The organism is Mesorhizobium sp. M0909, assembly GCF_040319515.1.
Lineage (GTDB): Bacteria > Pseudomonadota > Alphaproteobacteria > Rhizobiales > Rhizobiaceae > Mesorhizobium.
The window spans coordinates 1-20,104 of the sequence record NZ_JAMYOA010000031.1 but is presented as its reverse complement, the minus strand read 5'-3'; the positions used below and the strand labels follow the sequence as shown (position 1 = coordinate 20,104).

Below are 20,104 nucleotides of genomic sequence, written 5' to 3'. Positions count from 1 at the left end.
CATCTTGGTTTATGGGAGGAATTTTGATGAAACTTCGCACGTTCACCCTAGGCCTGTTCTCGGCCAGCGCCCTCGCTTTCGCCGCGCATGCCGAATCCATCACCATCGCCACGGTCAACAATGGCGACATGGTCCGCATGCAGAAGCTGACCGACGACTTCACCGCCAAAAATCCCGACATTCAGCTGCAGTGGGTCACGCTCGAGGAAAACGTCCTGCGCGAGCGCGTCACCACCGACATCGCCACCAAGGGTGGCCAGTACGACGTGATGACCATCGGCACCTATGAGGTGCCGATCTGGGCCAAGCAGAACTGGCTTTTGCCGCTCGACAAGCTCGGTGACGATTATGACGTCAAGGACATCATCCCGGCCATAGCCGGCGGCCTGTCGGTCGACGGCAAGCTCTACGCAGCGCCGTTTTACGGCGAAAGCTCCTTCGTCATGTACCGCAAGGACCTGATGGACAAGGCCGGGCTCAAAATGCCCGATGCACCGACCTGGGACTTCATCAAGCAGGCCGCCGACAAGATGACCGACCGCGCCAACGGCGTGAACGGCGTCTGCCTGCGCGGCAAGGCCGGCTGGGGCGAGAACATGGCCTTCCTGACCGCCATGTCGAACTCCTTCGGCGCGCGCTGGTTCGACGAGAACTGGAAGCCGCAATTCGACCAGCCCGAATGGAAGAACACGCTGCAGTTCTATGTCGACCTGATGAAGGCCGACGGCCCCGAGGGCGCGTCGTCCAACGGCTTCAACGAAAACCTGGCGCTGTTCCAGCAGGGCAAATGCGGCATGTGGATCGACGCTACCGTCGCTGCGTCCTTCGTCTCCGACCCGAAGAACTCGACCGTCGCCGACAAGGTCGGCTATGCGCTGGCCCCGGACAATGGCCTCGGCAAGCGCGGCAATTGGCTGTGGGCCTGGTCGCTGGCCATCCCCGCCGGCACGCAGAAGGCCGACGCCGCTCAAAAGTTCGTTTCCTGGGCGACTTCGAAGCACTATCTCGAACTGGTCGCTTCAAAGGAAGGCTGGGCCAACGTTCCGCCCGGAACGCGCACCTCGCTCTACAACAACCCGGAGTACCAGAAGGCGGCGCCTTTCGCGAAAATGACGCTGGATTCCATCAACGCCGCCGATCCGACGCACCCGACCGTCAAGCCGGTGCCTTATGTCGGCGTCCAGTTCGTCGCCATTCCTGAGTTCCAGGGCCTTGGCACCACCGTCGGCCAGCTCTTCTCGGCGGCCCTTGCCGGCCAGACGAGCGTCGACGACGCCTTGAAGCAGGCACAGGACGCCGCCACCGCGACGATGACCGAGGGCGGGTACATCAAATAAGGCGCCTCCCGGTGCCGGTTGCCCATGGCAGCCGGCACGGGCCGCCCGAATCCCAGTTCGGGCGGCCAACTTTACGCCGCTGAAAAACTTGGCCGACCTCGAAGGGTGACCGTCATGGCTACTCAGCAGACCCGTTCGCTTGCCCGCTTCATGATGGCGCCATCCGTGGTGCTGCTGCTGGTTTGGATGATTGTGCCGCTGGCATTCACGCTGTGGTTCTCCTTCCAGCAGTACAACCCACTCAATCCGATGCGCGACGGCTTCGTCGGGTTTTCGAATTACGCGCTGTTCTATTCCAACCCGGCATTCCTGCAGTCGATCCTCAACACGCTCACCATCGTCGTCAGCGTGCTTTTGATCACGGTGATCGGCGGCATCCTGCTGGCCCTTCTGCTCGACCAGCCGATGTGGGGACAAGGCATCGTCCGCATCCTCGTCATCTCGCCGTTCTTCGTCATGCCGCCGGTGGCGGCACTTGTCTGGAAGAACATGATCATGCATCCGCAATACGGCGTCTTCGCCGATATTGCGCGTTTCTTCGGCGGGCAGCCGATCGACTGGTTCGGGCAGCACCCGCTCCTGGCGATCATCATCATCGTCGCCTGGCAGTGGCTGCCGTTTGCGACGCTGATCCTGTTGACCGCGCTTCAGTCGCTCGACGGCGAGCAGAAGGAAGCCGCCGAAATGGACGGCGCCGGCTTCATCAGCCGCTTCATCTATTTGACGCTGCCGCATATGTCGCGCGCCATAACCGTCGTCATCCTGATCCAGACGATCTTCCTGCTGTCGGTCTATGCCGAGATCCTGGTCACCACCAATGGCGGCCCGGGTTATGCCTCCACCAACCTGCCCTTCCTCGTCTACCAGAAGGCATTGCTGGAGTTCAAAATCGGCCAGGCGTCTGCCGGCGGCATCATCGCCGTCATTCTCGCCAACATCGTCGCCTTCTTCGCCATGCGCGCCGTCGGCAAGAACCTGGACAAATAAGGGAGGATAAGATGGCACGTGCAGTCACCACCCGGCACAAGACGATTGCGACCGCGGCCGCCTGGATCGTCGCCCTGCTGATCTTCTTCCCGATCCTCTATACGATCATCACCTCGTTCAAGTCGGAGCAGGAGGCCATCCAGGGCTTCAACCTGTTCCCGTCGGGAACCATGGAGAGCTATTCCGAGGTCCAGGCGCAGAACGGCTATTTCAAATTCTTCCTCAACTCGGTGTTCCTCTCGGTCGGCTCGACCGTCCTGGCTCTGCTCGTCGCCATACCGGCGGCTTGGTCGATGGCGTTTTCGCCGGGCAAACGCACCAAGGACATTCTGATGTGGATGCTTTCCACCAAGATGATGCCGGCCGTCGCCGTGCTGTTTCCGATCTATCTGATCTTCCGCGACACCGGATTGCTCGACAGCCGCATCGGCCTGATGGTCATGCTGATGCTGATCAACCTGCCGATCGTGGTCTGGATGCTCTACACCTATTTTCGCGAGATACCTGGCGAGATCCTGGAAGCGGCGCGCATGGACGGCGCATCGCTGTGGAACGAGATAATCTACGTGCTGACGCCGATGGCGGTGCCCGGCATCGCCTCGACCATGCTGCTCAACATCATTCTCGCCTGGAACGAGGCGTTCTGGACGATCCGGCTGACCACCACCGAGGCAGCGCCGCTCACCGCTTTCATCAGCTCCTTCTCCAGTCCGCAGGGGCTGTTCTGGGCCAAGCTTTCGGCCGCCTCGACGCTGGCGATCGCGCCGATCCTGATCATGGGCTGGTTCAGCCAGAAGCAGCTGGTCCGAGGCCTGACATTCGGTGCGGTAAAGTAGCGGGCATCGCCTGACGCAAAACGAAAAGGATAGCCCTTCGGGGGAGGAAACCATGGGAAACATCACGCTCAAGAACGTCTCCAAATCCTTCGGGGCGACGTCCATCATCCCCGGCCTCGATCTGGTCATCGAGGACGGAGAGTTCGTCGTCTTCGTCGGTCCGTCGGGCTGCGGCAAATCCACCCTGTTGCGTCTGATCGCCGGTCTGGAGGATACCAGCGGCGGCACCATCATCATCGATGGCCGCGACGTCACCGGCGAGGCGCCGGCCAAGCGCAAGCTGGCCATGGTGTTCCAGTCCTATGCGCTCTACCCGCACATGACGGTGGCCAAGAACATCGCCTTCCCGCTGAAGATGGCGGGCGAGGACCAGGCGACCATCGACAAGAAGGTGAAGGACGCCGCGCGGATCCTGAACCTCACCAACTACCTCGACCGCCGCCCCGGGCAGCTCTCCGGCGGCCAGCGGCAGCGTGTCGCCATCGGCCGCGCCATCGTCCGCCAGCCATCGGCCTTCCTGTTCGACGAACCGTTGTCCAATCTCGACGCGGCGCTGCGCGGCACCATGCGGCTGGAGATCAGTGAACTGCACCACCAGCTCCAGACCACCATGGTCTACGTCACCCACGACCAGATCGAGGCGATGACCATGGCCGACAAGATCGTCGTGCTCAATGCCGGCAATATCGAGCAGGTCGGCTCGCCGATGGAGCTCTACAAGACGCCGAAGAACCTGTTCGTTGCCGGCTTCATAGGTTCGCCGAAGATGAACCTGATCGAAGGCGCGCCCGCCGCCAAATATGGCGCCAAGACAGTCGGCATCCGCCCGGAGCATATGAACATTTCGAAGACGTCAGGCGACTGGAAGGCGACGGTCGGCGTTGCCGAGCATCTCGGCTCCGACACGTTCTTGCACGTCCAGGCGGATGGCGTCGGGCAGCTGACGGTGCGTGCCGACGGCGAATTGGCCGCCCATCACGGCGACACGATCTATCTGACGCCGGACAAGGCCAAGCTGCATCGTTTCGGCGCCGATGGGAAGGCGATGCTGCAATGAGGCTCGGAGGTAAATCGGCGCTGATCACCGGATCGGCGCGCGGCATTGGCAGGGCGTTCGCCGAAGCCTACATGCGGGAGGGGGCGACCGTCGCCATCGGCGACATCAATCTCGAGGCTGCCGAGAAGACGGCTTCCGAAATCGGCGGCAATGCCTACGCGGTGACGCTGGACGTCACCGATCTCGCGTCGATCGATGCGGCCGTCAAGGCGGTCGAAACCAGGGCCGGCGGCCTCGATATCTTGATCAACAACGCCGCCCTGTTCGACCTGGCGCCGATCGTCGAGATCACCAAGACAAGCTACGACAAATTGTTTTCGGTCAACGTCGCCGGCACGCTGTTTACGTTGCAGGCCGCCGCCCGTTCTATGATTGCCCGCGGCAAGGGCGGCAAGATCATCAACATGGCAAGCCAGGCCGGGCGCCGCGGCGAGGCGCTGGTCGCCGTTTATTGCGCCACCAAGGCGGCGGTCATCTCGCTCACCCAGTCGGCAGGGCTCGACCTGATCAAACACGGCATCAATGTCAACGCGATAGCACCGGGGGTCGTCGACGGCGAGCACTGGGATCATGTCGATGCCTTGTTCGCCAAGTTCGAGAACCGGCCGAGGGGCGAGAAGAAGAAACTGGTCGGCGAAGCCGTGCCTTATGGCCGCATGGGCACGGCGCAAGACCTCACCGGCATGGCGGTGTTCCTGGCCAGCGATGAGGCCGGATACATCGTCGCCCAGACCTACAATGTCGATGGCGGCCAGTGGATGAGTTGAGGGGGGCGAAGGCGCTCTTCTCCCCGTCTCCTCCACGGGGGGAAGAGCCGTCCCGCTAAAGGGTAAAGCAGATGACCGTGAAACTCTCTTCTTCCATCCTAGCCAAGCTGCCGCCCAAGGTCGCCGGCCCGAAATACGATCGCGCCGCGCTTAAGGCCGGCATCGTGCATTTCGGCGTCGGCAATTTCCATCGCTCGCACCAGGCCGTCTACCTCGACGACCTGTTCAACTCGGGGGTTGGCCACGACTGGGCTATTGTCGGCGCCGGCGTCTTCGAGGGCGAGAAGGTCGGCCGCGGCAAGCTGCAGGAGCAGGACTGGCTGACCACCGTGGTCGAGCAGGACAGCGGCCATATGAGCGCGCGTGTCACCGGCGTCATGATCGACTTCCTGGTGCCTGGCGACGCGATCGCAATCGTCGAGCGGCTTGCCGATCCGGCGATCAAGATCGTTTCCCTGACCATCACCGAGGGCGGCTATTTCATCGATCCGGCTTCTGGCGTCTTCAATCCGACACATCCCGACATCGTTGCCGACGCTGAGCCGGGGGCGACGCCGAAGACCGTCTTCGGCCTCATCCTCGCCGGGCTGCTACGCCGCCGCGCCGACGGTATCGTGCCCTTCACCGTCATGTCCTGCGACAACATCCCCCATAACGGCCATGTCACCTCAGATGGCGTCATCGGCCTTGCGCGGCTGATCGACGAAGGTTTGGCAAACTGGGTGAGCGAGAAGGTTGCCTTTCCCAATGGCATGGTCGATCGCATCACGCCGGCCACCACCGACCGCGAGCGCGGCATTCTCGCCAGCGAGTTCGGCCTCGACGACAATTGGCCGGTGTTTTGCGAACCGTTCAAGCAATGGGTGCTGGAGGACCGTTTCACCGACGGCCGCCCGCCGCTGGAAAAGGTCGGCGTGCAGTTCGTCAGCGACGTCGCGCCTTATGAGCTGATGAAGATACGCATTCTCAATGGCGGCCATGCGACCATCGCCTATCCGGCCGGGCTGATGGACATCCATTTCGTCCATGAGGCGATGCAGGAGCCGCTGGTACGCGGCTTCCTCGACAAGCTCGAGCATAATGAAATCATCCCGACCGTGCCGCCGGTTCCGGACACCGACCTCGAAGATTACTACCAGCTCATCGAGCACCGCTTCTCCAATCCGAAGATCGGCGACACCATACGCCGGCTTTGCCTCGACGGCTCCAACCGCCAGCCGAAATTCATCATTCCGACGATCGCCGACCGGCTGAAGGCTGGCAAAAGCGTCACCGGCCTGGCGCTGGAATCTGCGCTCTGGTGTCGCTACTGCTTCGGCACGACGGATTCCGGCGCCGTCACCGAGCCCAACGACCCGAACTGGGGCCGGTTGCAGTCGACGGCCAAGGCGGCCAGGGACATGCCTGGCGCCTGGCTTGCCATGGAGGACATCTATGGCGATGTCGGCCGCTCGCCGTCCTTCGCCGAGGCGTTCGCCCATGCGCTCAAATCGCTGTGGGCGGACGGCGCGCGCGCGACACTGACGCGCTATCTCGCCGGCGACCTCTGAAGCCGATCCAGCGCGATGACGCCTGAACTGGTCATTTTCGACTGTGACGGCGTGCTGGTGGACAGTGAGATGCTGTCCGTCTCGGCATTGCTGGAGATGATCGCGCTTGCCGGCGGCAACGTCAGCGAGGACATTGCCTATGAGCACTTCCTTGGCAAGAGCATGAAGAGCGTCCGCGAAATCCTCGCAAGCGACTTCGGGCTCGATCTCACCGACCAGCATCTGACCGAGATGCGCTCCGAACTGATGCGCAAGTTCCGCCAGGAGCTGAAACCGATGCCAGGCATCGCACAGGTCCTGCCGAAGCTCGGCGTGCCGTGCTGCGTCGCCTCCTCCGGCACGCTGGAGCGCATCCGCTATGCGCTCGAGGTTACGGGGCTGCTTGGGCTGCTGGAGCCGCATCTGTTCAGCGCTGCCATGGTGGCGCGGGGCAAACCGGCGCCCGATCTCTTTCTCCACGCAGCAGATAAAATGAGGGCGGCCCCGCGAAACTGCCTCGTCGTCGAGGACAGCCCGGCCGGCATCGAAGCGGCGCGGGCGGCCGGCATGCGCGTCCTTGCCTTCACCGGCGGCTCGCACACCGGCAACCCGGCCTTGAAAGCGCGGCTTGCGTCAAGTGAGCCGGACTTTATATTCGCTGACATGCTGCAATTGCCCGATCTGATTGCAGGCCTGGGAGCGAGAGCAAGAACACCTTGACCAACAGTTTCGTTTGCGCGGTCGATGTCGGCACCGGAAGCGCCCGTGCCGGCATTCTCGACACCGGTGGCGCCTTGCTCGGCCGCGCCGAGCACCCGATCGCCATGCAACAGCCGAAGGCCGATCACGCCGAACACGATTCGCAGGATATCTGGTCGGCGGTGTGCAGTGCCGTGCGTGCTGCCCGCGAAAAGGCGCGCGTGAAGGCTGAGGACATCGTCGGCATCTCTTTTGACGCCACCTGCTCGCTGGTGGTGCGGGACCGGCATGGCGGCCAGCTCAGCGTGTCCGTTACAGGCGGAAGGCGCTGGGACACCATCGTCTGGCTCGACCATCGCGCAATTGCCGAGGCCGATGAATGCACCGAAAGCGGCCACGCCGTGCTCGACTATATCGGCGGCGTCATGTCGCCGGAAATGGAAACGCCGAAGCTGATGTGGCTGAAGCGCAACTTGCCCGGAACATGGAACGAAGCCGGCTACCTATTCGACCTCACCGACTTCCTCACCTGGAAGGCGACCGGCTCGCTCGCTCGTTCGCAATGCACGCTGACCGCCAAATGGACCTATCTGGCCCATGAAGCGACCGGCTGGCGGCGCGACTTCTTCGAAGCGGTCGGGCTCGGCGACCTTTTCGAGCACGGCAATTTGCCGGACAAGGCGAGCCCGGTCGGCGCAGATATCGGTCCGCTCAGCGCGCAAGCCGCGGCGGAGCTTGGCCTCACCGGAAAATGCCGGGTCGGCGCCGGCGTCATCGATGCCTATGCCGGCGCGCTCGGCGTGCTCGGCGGTTTCGCAGGTGACGCGACGAACATCGGCCGCCATCTGGCCCTGATTGCCGGTACGTCGAGTTGCGTCATGGCGATGTCGCCAGATCCGCAGCCTTTCGCCGGTGTCTGGGGGCCATATTATGGCGCAGCCCTTCCCGGCCTTTGGCTGTCGGAAGGCGGCCAGTCGGCCACCGGAGCGCTGCTCGATCACATTATCCGCTGGCATGGCGCCGGCGGCGAGCCGGATGCCGTAATGCATGCCAAGATCGCCCGCCGCGTCGCCGAGCTGCGCGCCGCCGAGGGTGGCGACCTCGCCGCAAGGCTGCATGTATTGCCGGATTTCCATGGCAACCGCTCGCCGCTTGCCGACCCGCATGCCGTCGGCGTCATCAGCGGACTGACGCTGGATTCCTCCTTCGACAGCCTGTGCAAGCTTTACTGGCGCACCGCCGTCAGCATCGCGCTTGGCGTCCGCCATGTGCTGGAAGCACTGAACGAAAACGGCTATCTGATCGACACGCTGCACGTCACCGGCGGCCACACCAAGAACCCGCTGTTGATGGAACTCTATGCCGACGCCACCGGCTGCACGGTGGTCGAGCCGCTGGCGGACGAGGCGGTGCTGCTCGGCACCGGCATGATTGCCGCCACCGCGGCCAGGCTTTTTCCCGATTTGAATGCCGCCTGCGTCGCCATGCAGCAAGGCGGCAGGACGCGAGAGCCCAATCCGGCTGCCGCCGGCCGGTTCGACCGCGACTACCGCGTGTTCCTCGAAATGCACAGGCAAAGGCGGGCGCTGGACGCGATCATATAGGTCGAACGGCTTTCACGCGCTATCGCTGGTTCCAGCGCCGAACAACCGGCTCGTCGAGATCATGCTCATAACCGAGCACGCTTATGCTGGCGGTATCCAGCACGAACAGCGCGCCGTCTTGCGGCGGCAGGCCGAGCCAGCGCGCAGCCAGCACTCGCAGGAAATGCGAGCTTGAAAACACCAGGATGTTGCCGTTGGCCTGGCGCAGCTGGCTGACGATGCGGTCCGCCCTCGAGCCGACGTCCGCGGCTGATTCTCCCCTCGGGCAGCCGTCGCGAAAGAGACGCCAGCCTGGACGTTCGGCAAGGATTTGCCTGGTGGTCAATCCCTCATAGGCACCATAATCCCACTCCGCCAGATCGCCCTTCTTTACGCCCGAAGAGCCGAAGCCGGCCAGCGCACAGGTGTTGAAGGCGCGCTGCGACGGGCTCGACCACACCGCCGAGAAGGACAGGCCCTTTAGCCGCTCAGTGACCCGCCTCGCAGCGTCCTCGCCGGCCGGCGTCAGCGGTATGTCGGTCCGGCCGGTATGTTTTCCGGACGCACTCCATTCCGTCTCGCCATGCCGAACCAGATAGATTTCGGGAAACGCGCTCATCAGGGTGCCTTCAAATGAATCCACCGTGACCATAGCGGCTTCCATGGCCTCTCCAATAGCCTGCATTGAGCTGACTGGCTTAACCCTTCCGCAAGTCAGCCTCTTGCCACCGGTGCCCATTTGATAGACAAACCCGTCGTAATGCGGAATCCGGCCGATCTTGGCCATTTTCCGCGCTGAGACGCGGCTTCCGGCTCTTGCCGACGTGCCGCAATCGGATAGGCGGAAAACTGGAATGTCTGCGATCGAAGCCGACGCTCGCGCGCCGGAAAACCTTTGGCGTCGGGAAATCAGGGCGATGCTGGCGCTCGCCTGGCCGATGGTGCTGACCAATCTCGGCCAGACCGCGATGACCGCTACCGACGTCATGATGATGGGGCGGCTGGGGCCGGACACGCTGGCCAGCGGCGCGCTTGGCGCCAACCTCTATTTCATGCCGCTGATCTTTGGACTTGGCCTGATGCTGGCGACCTCGCCGATGATGGCGACCGAGCTCGGCCGTCGCCGCCACTCGGTGCGCGACCTGCGCCGCACCGTGCGCCAGGGTCTGTGGCTGGCGATCCTCATCTGCCTTCCGATATGGGTCCTTCTCTGGCACGGCGAGAGCGTGTTGCTGGCCATGGGGCAGGAGCCTGCGCTGGCGCACCAGGCGGGTATCTATCTGCGCTGGCTCGAATGGGCGGTGCTGCCCTTTTTCGGCTACATCGTCCTGCGCTCGTTCATTTCGGCGCTGGAGCGGCCGGGCTGGGCACTGATCATCGTTTTCGTTGCCGTCGCCTGCAATGCCTTCTTCAACTGGCTGTTCATGTTCGGCAATCTCGGCATCCAATCGATGGGCATCGCCGGCTCCGGCCTTGCCACCACTCTGTCCAGTACGCTGATGTTCGCCGGCATGGCGACGGTGGTGATGCTTGAGAAGAAGTTCCGGCGCTATCGTCTGTTCGGACGCTTCTGGCGCGCCGATTGGCCGCGCTTCAAGGGCCTGCTGCGGCTCGGCCTGCCGATCGCCGGCCTGCTGGCGTTCGAGGTGACGATCTTCAACGCGGCGGCCTTTCTCATGGGCCTGATCGATGCGGCTTCGCTTGCCGCCCATGCGATCGCCATCCAGATCGCCTCGGTCACCTTCATGGTGCCGCTCGGCCTCAACCAGGCGGTGACGGTGCGCGTCGGGCTCGCCCACGGCGCCGGCAATCCGGAAGGTGTCAGCCGGGCTGGCTGGACCGCCTATGTCGTCGGTGTCTCCTTCATGGCGCTGATGGGGCTGGTGATGATCTTGTGGCCGCATCTCTTGATCGGCGCCTTCATCGATGTGGGCAATCCGGCTAATGCCGAGGTGGTGGCGCTTGCCGTGTCGTTCCTCGCTTTTGCCGCGCTGTTCCAGGTTTTTGACGGCGCGCAGGCGGTAGCCAGCGGCATGCTGCGCGGCCTGCACGACACCAAGGTGCCGATGATCTACGCCGCGATCGGCTATTGGGGCATCGGCCTGCCGCTCGGCGTGCTGCTCGCCTTCCGTTTCGGCTTCCATGGCGTCGGCATCTGGATCGGCCTGTCGTCGGGACTGGCGGTGGTTGCTGCACTCCTGCTGGGGCGCTGGCTGCGGCGGGACAGAATCGCGCCGCCGCTGGTATTCGGGCGTTGAATTGCTGGTCGCCCGGCTCAGCGGGCCGCCGCCCGCTGCTCGAGCGAACGTGCGTATTGCGTTAGCGGGAAACACATGACGAAGAAGATCAGCGCTACCAGCCCATAGACTTTGAACGGTTCGAAGGTCGCATTGTTGATCGCGTTGGATGTCCTCACCAGCTCCTCGAAACCGATGATCGAGGTCAGCGCGGTCGACTTGATCAGCTGCACCAGGAAGCCGACGGTCGGCGCGCGGGTGATCGAAAACGCCTGCGGCAGGATGATCAGCCTGAGCTCCTGCAGGTAGTGCAGGCCGAGGCTGGCGCCGGCGTCCCACTGGCCGGGCGGCAGCGCATCGACGCCGCCGCGCCAGATCTCGGCGAGATAGGCGCTGGCGAAGAAGGTCAGGCCAAGCACCGCCGCGGTCCACGGCTCGATGCGCAAGCCAAGCATCGGCAAGCCGAAGAACATCAGGAAGAGCTGCATCAGCAGCGGTGTGCCCTGGAAAAGCGCGATGTAGCCGGAGGCAAGCCGCCGCGCCCATTTATTCTTGGCGATCCGGAAGAACAGCACGACCATACCAACCACGGCGCCGCCGACAAAGGCGGCCAACGACAAGAGCACCGTCCAGCGCGCGGCCAGTAGCAGGTTGCGCAGAATGTCCCAGAAGGTGAATTCGATCATGACACGCCGGCTCCAAGAAGCCGGCGGCCGCCGCCGACCAGCAGCCGGCGCAGCCCAATCGACAGGGCGAGATAGACCATCGTCACCACGAAATAGGTCTCGAAAGCCCGGAACGTGCGCGCCTGCAGCATGTCGGCTTCATAGGTCAGCTCGCGCACCGCGATCTGCGACACCACGGCGGATTCCAGCATCATGATGACGATCTGGCTGGTCAGCGCCGGATAGATCACCTTGAGCGCCTGCGGCAGCACGATCTTGATGAAGACCTGGCGTGGCCTGAGCCCAAGCGCCAGTGCCGCTTCCGTCTGCCCGGACGGCACCGCGTCGAGCCCGGCGCCAACGATCTCGATCGTGTAGGCGGCCATGTTGAGCGTCATCGCCAACATGGCCGCCAGCACCGGATCGAGCCTGACGCCGATGCTGGGCAGCCCGAAGAAGATGAAGAACAGCTGCACCAGGAACGGCGTGTTGCGGATCACCTCGACATACCAGCCGATCGCCCGCTTGAGCAGCAGCGGACCGTTCCGCCGCCCTGCCGCGCCGAGGATGCTGAGCAACGTTCCCGCCAGCGTGGTCACAGCGATCAGCAGGATCGTCGTGGCCGCGCCGCGCGCGATCGCCCCTGTCGCCCCGGCAAGCCAGCCGAAGTCGAGGCTATAGGTCACTGGCGGTTAATCCTTGAGATTGGCGGGATCGAGCGGTGTCTTCAGCCAGGCCTTCGAGCTTTCGTCCAGTTTGCCGTCGGCCAGCATCTTGGCGACCGCATCGTTGACCGCTTGTTTGAGGCGGTCTTCCTTCTTGTTGAGCCCGATATGCGAGGGCGAGGTGAGAAGCTGGAATTTCTGCTCCGGCTTCAGTTCCTCCTGGCGAGCCAGCACCTGGGCGCCGACATCGTTGCCGACCACCATCAGTTGGGTCTGGCCCGAGATGAACGCCTGGATGACGGAATTATAGTTGTCGAAACGGCGGATGTCGGCCGAGGCGGGTGCCGCCTCGGTCAGCGAGGTGTCCTCCAGCGTGCCGCGATTGACGGCGATCGACTTGTCGGCAAGGTCTTCCTTGCCTTTGACCGAGAGTGCTGCCGGGCCGATGACGGCGATGTAGTAGGGTGCGTAGGCGGCGGCGAAATCGATCACCTGCTCACGCTCCTTGGAGTAGCCGACGCTCATCAGCAGGTCGACGCGCTTGTCGGTCAGGTACGGAATGCGGTTCTGGCCGGTCACGCTGACCAGGTTGAGCTTGACCTTGAGCTGGTCGGCGATGGATTGCGCCACGTCGATGTCGTAGCCCTTGATGCTCATGTCGGCGCTGGCCGAGGAGAAGGGCGGGAAGTCGGAAAAGATGCCGACATTGATGGCACCGGCCTTGGCGATGTCGTCGATGGCGTCGGCATTGGCGGCCTGGGTGGTGAAAGCAAGACCGGTCGCGCCGAACATCAGCACGGCGACGATGGATGATTTGAGCTTCATGTGAAGTGTCATTGTCATTCCCCTGCTGGAAGCTTGTTTGTTGAATGCAACCGCCGGCTCCAGCGCGGCGGTCGCCTTTGGATTCTCTAGTGGACCATGATCTTTTCCGAAAACCGGTTCCCACTTTCGGGATCATGGTCGAGCTGCGTCAGCCTGCCCTGCCGGCAATCGCCGGGCTGAACACCATCAGGCTGAGGATCTCGAACAGCACCTGCGCGCCGGCATGCGCCGTGTTGGTGGTCGCGTCATATTGCGGCGCCACCTCGACGACGTCGCCGCCGACGATGTTGAGGCCCTTCAGGCCGCGCAGCAGCTCGAGCACTTCGCGCGTCGTCAGCCCGCCGACCTCCGGCGTGCCGGTGCCCGGTGCGAAGGCCGGATCGATGCTGTCGATGTCGAAGGAGACATAGGTCGGGCCGTCGCCGACTATCCTGCGCGCCTTCTCGATAATTGCGGGAATGCCGAGGCCGGTCACCTCTTCGGCATGCACCACGGTCATGCCGGACTCATAGGTGAACTCCCACAAATATTCGGCCGAGCCGCGAATGCCGATCTGGATGGTGCGGCTCGGGTCGAGCACGCCGTCCAGCACCGCGTTGCGGAACGGCCCGCCATGGTGGAACTTGGTCATGTCGAACAGGCCGCTGGTGTCGCAATGGGCGTCGATATGGATCATGCCCACCGGCGCCTTCTTGCCGACAGCCTTCAGGATCGGGTGGCTGATCGAATGGTCGCCGCCGACCGAAAGTGGAAGGACGCCGGCGTCGACGATCTGGTTGGTGCGGCGTTCGATGTCGTCATGGCTGGTCTCCAGCCGGTAGCGGCTCTGGAACGGCACGTCGCCGATGTCGGCGACCTTCAGCTCATGCGTCGGCGCGCATTCCAGCACATGATTGTAGGGGCCGATGCGCTCGATGGCGCGCAACGCCCTTGGCCCGAAACGGGCGCCCGGCCGGTTGGTGACGCCAAGATCCATCGGCACGCCGATCATTGCCACCTGCAGATCGCCGAAATCCGGATTGTCGGCGGCGATCTCACGATAAGGCGCCGCGAGGAAGGTCGGGATGCCGGAATAGGGCGCCAGCCGCGTGCCGGTCTTGGAGAAAATCTTGTCGGCGACACGCTGGAATTTCGGGTCGAACATTTCGCCGCCATGGCTCTCGCCATATTTGCGGCGCAACGCTTCGAGCTTGCCGCGGTCGTAACCCATGTCGGTCCTCCATGGCTGGTGCGGTGCGCGGACGGCGGCCTCGATAGCCGCAGCGTTGGCTGCCTGCAGATTTCACGTCTTGATGCAATGCCTGGGCAAAGTGTCCTGTAGCTGCATTGAAAAATCAATTGATATTGTTAGGGTGTTCGCTGTGAGAAAATCTCACAGAGTTCAGGTTCCAAATGGCCAAGCGTTTGCCACCGCTCAATCCGCTGCGCGCCTTCGAGGCGACGGCGCGCCATGCCTCGCTGAGTAAGGCGGCGGCCGAGCTGAACGTCACCCACGGCGCCATCAGTCATCAGATCAAGGCGCTCGAGCAATCATTGGGCGTCAAGCTGTTCGAGCGTGCCGGCCAGCGGGTGAAGCTGACGCCGCACGGCGCCGAGTTGCTGCCGGCGGTGTCGACCGCCTTCGACGGCATTGCCGCCGCCACGCAGCGCATGACACGGCCGGCCAGCACCGGCGCGCTGTCGGTATCGTGCGTGCCGGCTCTGCTGTTGCTGTGGATGATCCCGCGGCTGGGCAGCTTCACCTCGCAATATCCGGATATCAGGCTGACGCTGATCCCATCCAATGACGCCAAGGACGTCCGCGCCCCGCACATCGATGTCTGCGTGCACTATGGCGACGGCAGCTGGACCGACTGCTGGATGCGCAAATGGTCGGGTCTCGAACTGTTCCCGGTGGTCAGTCCGACGCTGATCAACAACCGCCCGATCCGCACCGTCCGCGACCTCGCCGATCACGTCTTCCTGCATGGCGATGACGGCCGCGAATGGCACACCTGGCTGGCCGCCGCCGACGCACTGGACCTCGAGCGCGGCCGCCGCCATCATCTCGGCGATGCGCGCATGGCGACCGAGGCCGCGGTTCACGGCCATGGCGTGGCGCTCGGCGATACGGTGACGGCAAGCGGACTGCTCGCCCGGGGTCTGCTTGTCGCCCCGTTCAGCCTTTCCGTGCCGGCGGTCGACGATTTCTACGTCGTCTGCCGCAACGAGATGCGGTCGGCGCCGATCGTGCAATTGTTCATCGACTGGCTGTTTGCCGAGAAAGAGCAGGCCGACCGCCGCGCCGACGCGCCGGTGGCAGGTCGCATCGGCATTCGCCGCAAGCGTCCAGCGCTCAAGGTGGTCGGCTCCAAGACCGCATCCTGAGGCCGAAACTGCCGCAGGCGCCGCTTGCCGCAGGGGCTTCTTTTTGTCGGGCCAGCCCGCAAAGCGGGAGGCGCGTTCAAAAATTCGATGCTAAGAGGCATTTGGAGCAATTCCAGGAAAAGTGCCCAGCGGTTTTCCATCCGGAATTGCGATAGACAAAAGCTAGAGCGAGCAGCGAAGGCGCATTGAGCGATGGCAAAGACCGATATAGCGCGGCGCGTCTACAACCACACCTGGAAGCTCGACCCGATCGTCCGTAGCTTGCTCGACACCGATTTCTACAAGCTTCTGATGCTGCAGATGATCTGGGGCATGTATCCCAAGGTCGACGCCACCTTCACGCTGATCAACCGAACCACCTCGGTCCGCCTTGCCGAGGAGATCGATGAGACGGAGCTGCGCGAGCAGCTCGACCATGCCCGCACCTTGCGCTTCTCGAAGAAAGAGATGATCTGGCTCGGCGGCAACACCTTCTATGGCCGCAAGCAGATCTTCGAACCGGAATTCCTCGCCTGGCTGGAAAATTTCCGACTGCCCGAATACGAGCTTTCCAAGCGCGACGGCCAATACGAACTCGCCTTCAGCGGCCCGTGGATGTACACGACGCTGTGGGAGATCCCGGCGCTGGCAATTATCAATGAACTTCGATCGCGCGCGGCCATGCGGGCGTTCGGGCCGTTCGCGCTCGACGTGCTCTATGCCCGCGCCAAGGCCAAGATGTGGGCCAAGACCGAGCGGCTGAAGGCGCTGCCCGGCATCCGCATCTCGGATTTCGGCACCCGCCGCCGCCATTCTTTCCTGTGGCAGCGCTGGTGCGTCGAAGCGTTGAAGGAGGGCATCGGCGAGGCCTTCACCGGCACCTCCAATGTGCTGCTCGCCATGGACAACGATCTCGAGGCGCTCGGCACCAACGCGCATGAACTGCCGATGGTGTTCGCCGCGCTCACCAATTCGGAAAAGGAATTGAAACAGTCGCCCTACAACGTGCTGCAGGACTGGCAGCGCTACTACGGCGGTAACTTGCTTATCGTACTGCCGGACACCTTCGGCACCGCGGCGTTCCTGCGCGATGCACCGGACTGGGTCGCCGACTGGACCGGCTTCCGCCCCGACAGCGCACCGCCGATCGAAGGCGGCGAGAAGATCATTTCCTGGTGGCGCGAAAAGGGCAAGGACCCCAAGCAGAAGCTGCTCATCTTCTCGGATGGGCTAGAGGTCGAGACCATCGAGGAGACCTACCGCCACTTCCGCGGCAAGGTGCGCATGTCCTTCGGCTGGGGCACCAACCTGACCAATGATTTCGAGGGCTGCGCGCCGACCGAGACCAACCGGCTAGACGCCATCTCGCTGGTCTGCAAGGTCACCGAAGCCAACGGCAGGCCGGCGGTCAAGCTTTCCGACAATCCGGCCAAGTCGACCGGCGACGAGAAAGAGATCGAGCGCTATTTGCGGATATTCGGCCAGAAGGATCGCGTGGAGCAACTGGTGAAAGTGTGAGGTGGGGGGACTCTTGCGTAGTATGAGTTCCTTCGCGCCCCCCTCTGTCCTGTCCGGCAGGACAGAGGGGGGCGCCGTAGAGCCCCGTCGTTACAGTCTAGCTCTCGTCGTTGTTGCCTTTGCATTCTCGCCCACTCCCGCCTTCGCCCATGCCTCCGACCGCGGCCACGTCCTGCTGCTTCCCACCGGTTACTACGCCGTGGGTGGCGCGCTCGCCGTTGCCGCCAGCTTCCTGATCCTCACTCTACTCCCGCCGGACTCCCTCGACCGCTTCTGGCGCAAACGCCTGCCGCTTTTCGCCTTTGGCGACGGCGCGCGGACTGCCGCCAGCCTGGTATCCTTTGCCGGCTTTGCAATTCTGATTGCCGCCGGCCTGTTCGGCAGCCGCGATCCGCTCTCCAATCCGCTGCCGCTGACCGTATGGACATTGCTCTGGGTTGGGTTGGCTCTGTTGCAGGGGTTGGCCGGCGATCTCTGGTCGTGGGCCAATCCGTGGTACGGGCCGTGCCGCGTCGTCTCGCACCGGTTCGGCAGATCGCAGCCGCAGTTGCTCCCCCAGTGGCTCGGCTATTGGCCGGCTTTCGTGCTGTTCTTCGCCTTCGCCTGGTTCGAGCTGATCGACCCTGCGCCCGACGATCCGGCGCGGCTGGCCTGGGCGGCCGGCGCCTATTGGCTGCTGAGCTTTGCCGCCATGCAGGTCTTCGGATACCGCGACTGGAGCCGGCGCGGCGAGTTCCTGACGGTGTTCTTTTCCATGGTAGGGCACTTCGCCATCGTCGAGCGCAACGAGGACGGCCGGCTCAAACTCTGCTGGCCGGGTGCCAAGCTGCTCGGCGCCGCGCCGCTACCGCTCAGCGGCGTCGCTTTCCTGCTGCTTGCGCTGTCGTCTGTGTCCTTCGACGGCCTGTCGAAGACCTTCTTCTGGCTAGGCTGGTTCGGCATCAATCCGCTGGAGTTTCCTGGACGCACCGCTTTGATCGGCATCGGCAGTTTCGGCCTTGCGCTGAGCTTTGCCGTGCTTGCAGCCGTGTTCGCGCTCGCCGTCTTTCTTGGCCAGCACCTTGCCGGCAGCAAGCATTCGCTCGGTCACGCCGCCGGGCTTTTGGTCTGGTCGATCGTACCGATCGCGCTCGCCTACCACTTCGCGCATTATCTGACGGCGCTGCTGGTCGACGGCCAATATGCGATTGCCGCTCTTTCCGACCCGCTTGCGCTGGGCTGGAACCTGTTCGGTACCGCCGACATGTCAATTGAAGCCGGCGTTGTCGCCGGCGCCGGCTCGGCGTGGTGGCTGTGGAACCTCCAGGCCGGCGTCATAATGGCCGGCCACATGCTTGCAGTGCTTGTCGCTCATGGCTTGGCCTGGCGGCTGCATCCCGTTCCGGCTCGCGCCGCGCTCAGCCAGTTCCCGCTCACCGTGCTGATGATCGCCTATACCGTCCTCGGCCTATGGCTGCTTGCGACGCCGAGCGCCGGATGAACGAGGTGCGCGATGGCCGTCAATCGAACCTTGGGGAAAGCTCGCTTGCCACGTCAGAGCTTTGGTGATTTAGTTTGTACACATGCGATTTTCGGCCCTCTTAACAAGAGTGGCCTGCCTGCGACAGCCATTGGTCAAAGCTCAAAAACAAGGGGAACTGCCGTGACTGACAAGAATGGGTTTTTCGATCTCTCCAGATCCGCTCTCACCCGCCGCACGGCGCTGAAGGGCCTTGCCGCCGGCGCCGGTCTTGCCGTCGCGCCGGGTTTCGTGCGTTACAGCCAGGCGCAGAGCTCGGCGCCGATCAAGATCGGCTTTCAGTCGCACCGCACCGGCATCGGCGCCGCCTATGGCCGCTGGTACGAGAAGACCACGGCCGCTGCCGTCAAGGCTATCAACGATGCTGGCGGCATCAACGGCCGGCCGGTCGAGGTGATCATCGAGGATGACGGCACCGATCCCGGCCGGGGCGCCGAAGTCGTCGGCAAGTTCGCCTCCCAGCACAAGACCGACATCGTCTACGGCACGCTGTTTTCGCATGTCGTCATCGGCTCGGCGCCGGCCGCCGGCGAGGCCAAGATGCCCTATTTCGTCGTTAGCGAAGGCCACCACGTCGCGTCGACCAAGTTGAACCGCTACGTCTTCCAGCCCGGCATCACCGATGTGAAGAGCCAGATCCAGTCGGTGGCGCCGTGGATTGCCGCCAATGCCGGCAAGAAGGTGACGCAGATATTTCCCGATTTCGCCTTCGGCTACGACCATCGCGACTACCTGCCGCCGGCCCTGAAGGCGCAAGGCGCCGAGGTTATCGCCCAGATCGCCATCCCCCCGACGGAATCCTCCTTCACCAAATATTTCCCGCAGATCCCCGCGGAGACCGAGGTGATCTACCACGTCATGGTCGGCCCGGCGGTGCTCACCTTCGTCAAGGAACTCGGCGAGTTCTACGGCTCCAATCGGCCACAATTGTTCGGCTTCATCGATTCGCTCGAAGCTACCGACATCAACAGCCCCGGCCTCGAATTCCTTGACGGCAGCCATTTCTGGGAAGGTTCGCCGCGCTACGCGCAGCCTGATGATTCCCCCGCGCAGAAGGCCTATCGCGCCGCCGTCGGCATCGACGACAATGGTGCCGCCGTCGGCGACCCCAAGGACGTCTCCACCGCCGCGCATATGTTCGGCTGCTGGGAAACGCTCTACGTCGTCAAGAAGGCGATGGAAGACGCCGGCTACAAGGGCCCGGAAGACCGCGCCAAGCTGGTCGAGGCGACCGAGGCATTGACCGAGTTCGCCGAAGGGCCCGAGCATCCGCAGGGGCCGAAAACCTTCAACGGCAAGATCCACCAGTGTTTTGGCATCCAGAACATCTCCAAGGTCGAAGGCGGCCGGCTGAATGTCGTCCACAAGACCAAGATCGAGGACGGCCTCTACGAGCCGGAAGGGGATTACACGACGCAGGCGCTGTGAGCTTGGCTGCCGCAGCAAGCGTGAGCGCCAAGACACCCCCCTCTTGGGGCGCGGCGCCAACGACCCCGCCCGACCGGGGGGGGGGGCGCAATGCACCCCGTGGGAC

General features: G+C 63.5%; 18 protein-coding genes. 13 read left to right on the top strand and 5 right to left on the bottom strand.

Going from position 1 to position 20,104, the window contains the following annotated elements; translation table 11 throughout:
- The first annotated feature begins 26 nt into the window (after nucleotides 1-26).
- The 8 genes from NKH83_RS29345 to NKH83_RS29310 all read left to right on the top strand — a co-directional run bounded on the left by NKH83_RS29345 (nucleotide 27) and on the right by NKH83_RS29310 (nucleotide 8,816).
- The gene (locus NKH83_RS29345) at nucleotides 27-1,337 is read left to right on the top strand and encodes an ABC transporter substrate-binding protein (protein ID WP_254815834.1); all 1,311 of its coding nucleotides are present in this window, start codon (nucleotides 27-29) and stop codon (nucleotides 1,335-1,337) included.
- A 114-nt stretch (nucleotides 1,338-1,451) separates the two neighbouring features.
- A complete protein-coding gene (locus NKH83_RS29340) occupies nucleotides 1,452-2,324 on the top strand; it encodes a carbohydrate ABC transporter permease (RefSeq protein ID WP_031195183.1) in 873 nt (290 codons plus the stop codon).
- An 11-nt stretch (nucleotides 2,325-2,335) separates the two neighbouring features.
- Nucleotides 2,336-3,160 (top strand): carbohydrate ABC transporter permease, encoded by an 825-nt coding sequence (locus NKH83_RS29335; RefSeq protein ID WP_352476993.1) that lies wholly within the window; start codon nucleotides 2,336-2,338, stop codon nucleotides 3,158-3,160.
- Between the two features lie 52 nt (nucleotides 3,161-3,212).
- Nucleotides 3,213-4,217 (top strand): ABC transporter ATP-binding protein, encoded by a 1,005-nt coding sequence (locus NKH83_RS29330; protein ID WP_352476994.1) that lies wholly within the window; start codon nucleotides 3,213-3,215, stop codon nucleotides 4,215-4,217.
- Nucleotides 4,214-4,984 carry an L-iditol 2-dehydrogenase gene (locus tag NKH83_RS29325; RefSeq protein WP_352808498.1) on the top strand — a complete coding sequence of 257 codons (771 nt, stop codon included), beginning with the start codon at nucleotides 4,214-4,216 and terminating at the stop codon, nucleotides 4,982-4,984. Before NKH83_RS29330 ends, NKH83_RS29325 begins: the two co-directional genes overlap by 4 nt.
- Nucleotides 4,985-5,055: 71 nt before the next feature.
- Nucleotides 5,056-6,534, top strand: coding sequence for a mannitol dehydrogenase family protein (locus NKH83_RS29320; protein ID WP_352808496.1), 1,479 nt, complete (start codon nucleotides 5,056-5,058; stop codon nucleotides 6,532-6,534).
- Nucleotides 6,535-6,549: 15 nt separating this feature from the next.
- The gene (locus NKH83_RS29315; protein ID WP_254815839.1) at nucleotides 6,550-7,233 is read left to right on the top strand and encodes an HAD family hydrolase; all 684 of its coding nucleotides are present in this window, start codon (nucleotides 6,550-6,552) and stop codon (nucleotides 7,231-7,233) included.
- The gene (locus tag NKH83_RS29310; RefSeq protein WP_352808495.1) at nucleotides 7,230-8,816 is read left to right on the top strand and encodes an FGGY-family carbohydrate kinase; all 1,587 of its coding nucleotides are present in this window, start codon (nucleotides 7,230-7,232) and stop codon (nucleotides 8,814-8,816) included. Before NKH83_RS29315 ends, NKH83_RS29310 begins: the two co-directional genes overlap by 4 nt.
- Before the next feature lie 19 nt (nucleotides 8,817-8,835).
- Here NKH83_RS29310 and NKH83_RS29305 read toward each other — a convergent pair whose 3' ends face one another.
- The gene (locus NKH83_RS29305) at nucleotides 8,836-9,417 is read right to left on the bottom strand and encodes a histidine phosphatase family protein (RefSeq protein ID WP_352808531.1); all 582 of its coding nucleotides are present in this window, start codon (nucleotides 9,415-9,417) and stop codon (nucleotides 8,836-8,838) included.
- A gap of 232 nt (nucleotides 9,418-9,649) precedes the next feature.
- Between NKH83_RS29305 and NKH83_RS29300 the strand changes: the two genes are divergently transcribed.
- Nucleotides 9,650-11,053, top strand: coding sequence for an MATE family efflux transporter (locus tag NKH83_RS29300; protein ID WP_352808494.1), 1,404 nt, complete (start codon nucleotides 9,650-9,652; stop codon nucleotides 11,051-11,053).
- 17 nt (nucleotides 11,054-11,070) lie between these two features.
- Here the strand turns inward: NKH83_RS29300 and NKH83_RS29295 are convergent, their stop codons facing one another.
- From NKH83_RS29295 to speB, 4 genes are all read right to left on the bottom strand, one after another.
- A complete protein-coding gene (locus NKH83_RS29295) occupies nucleotides 11,071-11,718 on the bottom strand; it encodes an amino acid ABC transporter permease (protein ID WP_352477000.1) in 648 nt (215 codons plus the stop codon).
- Complete coding sequence (locus NKH83_RS29290; protein ID WP_352477001.1) at nucleotides 11,715-12,383, bottom strand: amino acid ABC transporter permease; 669 nt, start codon at nucleotides 12,381-12,383, stop codon at nucleotides 11,715-11,717. The genes NKH83_RS29295 and NKH83_RS29290 overlap by 4 nt, the downstream gene beginning before the upstream one ends.
- Nucleotides 12,384-12,389: 6 nt before the next feature.
- Nucleotides 12,390-13,199 carry a transporter substrate-binding domain-containing protein gene (locus tag NKH83_RS29285; RefSeq protein ID WP_352477002.1) on the bottom strand — a complete coding sequence of 270 codons (810 nt, stop codon included), beginning with the start codon at nucleotides 13,197-13,199 and terminating at the stop codon, nucleotides 12,390-12,392.
- A 136-nt stretch (nucleotides 13,200-13,335) separates the two neighbouring features.
- Nucleotides 13,336-14,397: an agmatinase gene (gene speB, locus NKH83_RS29280; RefSeq protein ID WP_352477003.1), complete on the bottom strand. Its 1,062-nt coding sequence runs from the start codon at nucleotides 14,395-14,397 to the stop codon at nucleotides 13,336-13,338.
- Nucleotides 14,398-14,579: 182 nt separating this feature from the next.
- On the opposite strand from speB, the gene gcvA reads away from it, so the two are divergent.
- From gcvA to NKH83_RS29260, 4 genes are all read left to right on the top strand, one after another.
- On the top strand, nucleotides 14,580-15,554 hold the full coding sequence (gene gcvA, locus NKH83_RS29275; protein ID WP_352477004.1) for a transcriptional regulator GcvA: 975 nt from the start codon (nucleotides 14,580-14,582) through the stop codon (nucleotides 15,552-15,554).
- Nucleotides 15,555-15,746: 192 nt separating this feature from the next.
- Nucleotides 15,747-17,051 carry a nicotinate phosphoribosyltransferase gene (pncB, locus tag NKH83_RS29270; protein WP_352477005.1) on the top strand — a complete coding sequence of 435 codons (1,305 nt, stop codon included), beginning with the start codon at nucleotides 15,747-15,749 and terminating at the stop codon, nucleotides 17,049-17,051.
- A gap of 22 nt (nucleotides 17,052-17,073) precedes the next feature.
- The gene (locus NKH83_RS29265; RefSeq protein ID WP_352808493.1) at nucleotides 17,074-18,531 is read left to right on the top strand and encodes a hypothetical protein; all 1,458 of its coding nucleotides are present in this window, start codon (nucleotides 17,074-17,076) and stop codon (nucleotides 18,529-18,531) included.
- A gap of 162 nt (nucleotides 18,532-18,693) precedes the next feature.
- Nucleotides 18,694-19,998 (top strand): ABC transporter substrate-binding protein, encoded by a 1,305-nt coding sequence (locus tag NKH83_RS29260; protein ID WP_352808492.1) that lies wholly within the window; start codon nucleotides 18,694-18,696, stop codon nucleotides 19,996-19,998.
- The last annotated feature ends 106 nt before the right edge of the window (nucleotides 19,999-20,104 follow it).